Annotated in this window: 5 protein-coding genes and 2 pseudogenes; 1 reads left to right on the forward strand and 6 read right to left on the reverse strand. The window is 41.2% G+C overall.

The genetic code is table 11. The features are described 5' to 3' along the window. Window positions 1-156: 156 nt before the first annotated feature. From FTU91_RS15485 to FTU91_RS15495, 3 genes are all read right to left on the reverse strand, one after another. On the reverse strand, window positions 157-597 hold the full coding sequence (locus tag FTU91_RS15485; protein ID WP_180074430.1) for an SRPBCC domain-containing protein: 441 nt from the start codon (window positions 595-597) through the stop codon (window positions 157-159). Window positions 598-655: 58 nt separating this feature from the next. Further along, entirely contained in the window at window positions 656-1315 is a 660-nt protein-coding gene (locus tag FTU91_RS15490) for an HAD-IA family hydrolase (RefSeq protein WP_180074432.1), read from the reverse strand. Between the two features lie 109 nt (window positions 1316-1424). After that, entirely contained in the window at window positions 1425-2453 is a 1029-nt protein-coding gene (locus FTU91_RS15495) for a MerR family transcriptional regulator (protein WP_180074434.1), read from the reverse strand. Between the two features lie 291 nt (window positions 2454-2744). Here FTU91_RS15495 and FTU91_RS15500 point away from each other — a divergent pair. Next, window positions 2745-3440 (forward strand): annotated as a pseudogene (locus tag FTU91_RS15500) (ISNCY family transposase); the annotation flags it as partial. Between the two features lie 40 nt (window positions 3441-3480). Here the strand turns inward: FTU91_RS15500 and FTU91_RS15505 are convergent. The 3 genes and pseudogenes from FTU91_RS15505 to ltrA form a co-directional block, all read right to left on the reverse strand. Then, a pseudogene (locus FTU91_RS15505) lies at window positions 3481-3966 on the reverse strand (IS3 family transposase); the annotation flags it as partial. A 79-nt stretch (window positions 3967-4045) separates the two neighbouring features. After that, on the reverse strand, window positions 4046-4390 hold the full coding sequence (locus FTU91_RS16725; RefSeq protein ID WP_368856220.1) for a group II intron maturase-specific domain-containing protein: 345 nt from the start codon (window positions 4388-4390) through the stop codon (window positions 4046-4048). 174 nt (window positions 4391-4564) lie between these two features. After that, on the reverse strand, window positions 4565-5287 hold the full coding sequence (gene ltrA / locus FTU91_RS16730) for a group II intron reverse transcriptase/maturase (RefSeq protein WP_257221767.1): 723 nt from the start codon (window positions 5285-5287) through the stop codon (window positions 4565-4567). Window positions 5288-5552 lie beyond the last annotated feature (265 nt).

A 5552-nucleotide genomic window follows, 5' to 3' on the forward strand; every position in this document is an offset into this window, starting at 1 on the left:
AAATGGCTATTCTACGTTTGATTGGTTTTGGAAAAAAAGAAGAATTTAAGAAAGTGCTAGCAATTTTAAGAAAGAAAAAGCCTGATAGGACAAGGATCCTATGAAATTTGTCGTGTACAGAGAAAAATAACAATTTATTACCCTATGATTTCAAATCTAAAGTTTTGATTCTACAAATAATTTTAGAGATTGATTCATGTATTCAAAATCTTTCCTTATAGATTTCAAATTATTACGCATCATAGGTACAAGTAGACCACTAAATGTCTCAGAATGTACGAGACAAGTGCTGCCATCTTCTTGGGAGCAAAGTTTAAAATGATGCTCACCATCTAAAAGACCAGGGATTAGAAAGTGACCTAGCCAGCTTAAAGACTGAGCATTTTTAACTTCCAATAGTGTAGGCTTAAATTCCATTGCTTTTTGCTTAGTTGGGTGAATCCTAATCTTTAGTTTTTCACCTATGTTTAACTTTCCTTCAACTTTACGGATAAAGGGATTCCAACTCTCATACGATTTAAAATCAGTCAGTACCTGCCAAACTTGCTCCGGTGTCGCATGAATATCAATATGTGTAGTTATCTTTAAAGAAAGCATAATTTACCTCGGGTATCTAGAATGGCGATTCTCTGCTTATAAGCATAATTTAGTAGGGTTATTTTTTGCTGACAGTAATCCTCTTTATGGCAGACACATTTTCAAATGTCTCATCAGGTGACAATTTCTTTAAAAGTCTTTCTGTGCTGTAACCCCATGAAACTGCACCGAAAGCAATTCCTACCGATCTAGCTGCCTCATAATCGGTAATCTGATCACCTATATAGATAGTTTCTGAGGGTTTATAGCCTGCTTTTTTTAAAAGCTGCTTTAACCTAGATGCTTTTCCAAAAAAAGATGCACCGCATTCAAAGTAATTAAAGTATCGACAGCTTGAACCAAGAATACGGGTCACATTTTCGTATCCATTTGAAGAAACCAGGCCCACTGTAATTCCATGTTCATTAAGGTGGGCAAGCATTTCATCGGTATGGTCGAATAGAGGAATCTTTGAAGGATTTACCTTCATGAGTTTTATAAAATTCTGAGTAATCGCAGGTAGTTTCCATACTGGTATTCCAAGAGTTTTCATTAGCTCTCGGGAAGGTATTTCTCTAAAAGATTCCACTTCATCTAAATGAATCTTCTTGAAAGAGTGCATGTCAGCCAGATGATTTATAGTTGAAACAAAGAAAGGAAATGAATCTGCTAAGGTTCCATCAAAATCGAAAATAACCAACTTATATAGTGTAGTTGGATAAGTTTGTGATAATACCATTTACTCTACTTTCTCTATATAAAATATTTTGAAATCATAAACTTAATGACTACCCCATATTATGGGATAGCCACACTACTTTGATTATTTGAATAGAGGTAAGCATGTACTAAGCACAACGCATCAAAGCTGCTACTGCTTTTTCTAAAAATTGCAAAGTGGTAGGTTTGAGCCAGGTTCCCTCGGCAAGACTTGGTTCATTTTGCATGGCATTGCGAATCTTCGCATGTGTCGCCGGATTTTTGCCTGCGTAACCCTGTAACATGGAGAGCCATTGCTGTGCTAAACATTTTGCTTGTTCACTGTCAGGTTCAATCCCAGCACGAATGGCCTTCTCCAATCCAATCAATAACTGGGGCCAATTTTTCATCTCACGTACATAATGTTGCTTCATAAAAGCAAATTCCTGCTCGGATAAATAACGTGCAAAAACGTTCAGCTTACTCTCGGCAAATGCTTCAAGTAGAAACTCAACCACTTCCGGACGCACACCCAATTTTTCCTGAAATGCCGATTCAGCTGAATGCATGCTATTCAATTTAGCCAACCATTCAGGATTAGCAGCCGTATTCTGTTCGAGGGTCAGCATCCAGCGTGAAGCCAGGTTTTGGGCAGTTTCACTACTAGAAGATTCTCCGGCCTTAAAGAGTGCATTGGCTTCGATGACAAGCGCTTCCCATTCTTTTTGTTGTTTACTATCTGCCTGTAAAAAAGTCAGATCTGCAAGTTCCTCTTTTGTAAAATATTGTTCGTACATAGACATAAGCTCCAATGTTTTTAGCCAATTGTCCAGTTCCAGCTCTTCACCATTCATCAGTTGATTTTTGAGACTGCTCAAACGATAGCGCAGTTGAGTCTGCTTAATGATCATCTGATCGATTGCCTGAATCTGCCGATCAATTAATGGGGCGAGTGCCAGGTTTGGACTATTAAGAACCGCGCCAATTTCTGCCAATGTCATTCCAAGCCCTCGCAATGCCTGAATTTGGTATAAGCGAGTAATATCTTGACGACTGTAAAGTCGGTAACTGGCGTCGGAGCGGGCCGAAGGCTGAAGTAAACCGATATCGTCATAGTGATGAAGGGTGCGAATAGTTAACCCTGTCCGCTTAGCCAGTTCACCGACTTGTAATAACATCTTTTGACTCCTTTATTCCTTAGGCGTGTCTTATGCTAGAGGCTAACGTTACGTGAGGGTCAAGTATCTAAGCTATAAAAAATATTTATGGTAAATAATTTACATTTTTGATGTTTTATTTATTTAGGTAGTAAAATTTTTTATATTCCATACATTTCCATCTTCCATTTAACATAATGGCTGTTATACGAATTGAATTTGTTAGAACCCATTCAAAATGTCTATATTCTCACCAATAAAAATGTCTAGTTTATGATGGTTTAGCCATCATGGACTGGATATGAAATATAGATGCTGATCACTATGTCTGACAAAGAAATTCAACGTCTTGCTGTTCTGCAAGACGTTCGAGATCAACGTATTACACAAGTCCGTGCTGCTGAAATTCTCAATCTTTCAACCCGTCAAATTACCCGGTTATTACAAAAGCTCAATCAAGATGGTGTCTCAGGTATGGCGCATGCCAGTCGTGGTCAACCAGGTCATCGTCGCCATGATGACTTGTTAAAATCAAAGTGCCTTTCCATTATTTCTGAACATCTGCTGGGATTTGGACCCACCTTGGCCCATGAGAAGCTCAGCAGCATATTTGACCTGAATATCCCGGTAGAAACGCTTCGGCGCTGGATGACGGCCAATGGGCTCTGGATTCCACGATCCAAGCGTCTTAAACGCCCATATCAGCCTCGATATAACCGTGATTGCTTCGGTGAGCTGATCCAGATTGATGGCTCATATCATGACTGGTTCGAAGGACGCGCTGCTAAGTGCTGTTTATTGGTGTATATCGATGATGCCACTGGAAAGCTGTTGCATCTGCGCTTCTGTGAGGCGGAAACGACCTTCGACTATATGCTTTCAACCCGAGCCTACATTGAACAATACGGTAAGCCTCTGGCCTTTTATAGCGATAAACATTCGGTATTCCGAGTGAACCAGAAATCGAGCCAGGACAGCAAGATCACGCAATTTGGCCGGATTCTGAATGTGAACCGTACCGGGTTTGTCGGAGACTTTTTTATTTAAGTTAGGCCACCTGACCTAACGGGTTAATCTTATCATAGTACATTGCTTCAAACTCAAAAGGCGATACATAACCCAATGCACTGTGTACACGCTTTTTATTGAACCAATCTACCCAATTTAATGTCGCAAGTTGTACATCCGCTAAACCTTGCCAATCTGCTTTTAAATATTCAATCACCTCTGTTTTGTATAAGCCATTCACTGTTTCAGCCAAAGCATTATCGTATGAATCACCAGTTGTACCGACTGATGCTCGTAAATTTGCTGCTTCTAAACGATTGGTATAGCGAATGGAAAGATATTGAACACCTCTATCGGAATGATGAATCACATTCTTTGGCATACCTCGATCATGCAATGCTTGCTCCAGTGCATCAAGCACCATATCTGTATTCATACGCGTTGATACTTTCCACCCAACAATTGCTCGTGAGAACACATCAATAATAAAGGCGGTATAGACCCAGCCTGAATTTGTTTGAATATAGGGGTGAGTAGACCAAGGGAATCTCACCCTTAGCCCCTCGCAGAACCGGACATGAACCTCTCAGCTCATCCGGCTCCCATTATCCAACCGATGGTAAACATCCCATTTTCCAGTGCACAAAGGCATTTGGAAAATCACGCGCAAGTCGCCCTAAGGCATATCTAGCCCGTCTTTTATGACGGGCAAAGTTTTTATACTTACGCCTCATCCAGCGTATAAGATAAGCATTCATGTGTTGCCAGATCGCTGACATCGCTGAACCATAGAAACGACCATAGTACTGCTGCCAACCTTGAAGAATTGGATTGAATATTGCTGCTAAATCACTTAACTCTCGATCACACATCAAATGTAAATGCCATTTCCGAATAGTCTGCCGCATTGCTTTTAGAGCATCACGACTGACTGCCGGAGAAAAATTCACATAAACCCTTTGATATTTGTCTACAGCCTTTCTGGGCCTAAACGTGTATCCGAGAAAAGTAAATTGAACATCGGGATATGCTTTACGACGATTAATATCTTAGCAATAAACAATCTTTGTCTTATCTGGATGCAATTCGAGCCCACATTCACGAAATCGTGCACCAATTTTTTGTCAAACAAGTTTGGCTTGAGATAAACTTCGGCAATGAATCACACCATCATCTACATAACGACAGAACCGTACACTTTGAAGATGTTTAGTGATCCACATATCAAAAGCATAATGCATAAATAAGTTCGCCAATACAGGACTTACAACACCACCTTGCGGAGTGCCACATTTCCTTTCTAAAAGCGGACCATCTAGATTTTGCATGGGTGCTTTTAACCAGCGTTCTACGTATAGAAGAATCCATGGGATTTCGCAGTGTTTCTTGAGTGCACGCATTAGTAAATCATGGTCGATGTTATCAAAGAGACCCTTGATATCAAACTCCACAACCCAGTCATACTCCCAACTTCGTCGCCTCACCATAGCTATCGCATCATGGGCAGAACGCCCTGGACGATAGCCATAAGAGTTTGGATGAAATAGAGGATCAATCTGTGGCTCCAACAAGAGCTTGACAGCCGTCTGTGCTACTCGATCCGCTACTGTCGGAATACCCAACATACGTACGCCACCTGATTTCTTTGGAATCGGAACACCCTTGACTGGCGGTGGAAAATAACTGCCTGAACAAAGTCGATTCCATAGCTTATACAGGTTACCTTTTAAATGGTTTTCGAATTGCTCAATAGATTCATGGTCAACGCCTGAGGTGCCACCGTTCTCTTTGACTTTTTTGAATGCCTCCCAAATTAACGCTTTAGGAATGTTAAATGGTTTGGTCATAAAGCCTTGTTCCTCCTGCTTGTGCAGTTGACAAGACCGCAGACCTGGATAATGCAGCCCCTTCGCTCCATTACCATTACAGTAACTTCAACACTACTACGAGCTGCTCCGCCCCTTGGTGACGCATTGCTATTGTCGGCCTTGCCTTTTGAGCTTGTGCCTTTCGCTTGACATCGCCACCGAAGGTTCCCGCAGTTCAACGTAAGAGCCTGAATTAGGATCGCGCTGCCTCTACGCCGGACACCGAATGGCCCGTAAGCAGGTA

Source organism: Acinetobacter sp. YH12201 (assembly GCF_013418145.1).
In the GTDB taxonomy this organism is placed as follows: domain Bacteria; phylum Pseudomonadota; class Gammaproteobacteria; order Pseudomonadales; family Moraxellaceae; genus Acinetobacter.

Coding starts and splice junctions, on each gene's coding strand:
- FTU91_RS15490 (WP_180074432.1), bottom strand. CDS start 1,315: ATGGTATTATCACAAACTTATCCAACTACACTATATAAGTTGGTTATT.
- FTU91_RS15495 (WP_180074434.1), bottom strand. CDS start 2,453: ATGTTATTACAAGTCGGTGAACTGGCTAAGCGGACAGGGTTAACTATT.
- ltrA (WP_257221767.1), bottom strand. CDS start 5,287: ATGACCAAACCATTTAACATTCCTAAAGCGTTAATTTGGGAGGCATTC.
- FTU91_RS15485 (WP_180074430.1), bottom strand. CDS start 597: ATGCTTTCTTTAAAGATAACTACACATATTGATATTCATGCGACACCG.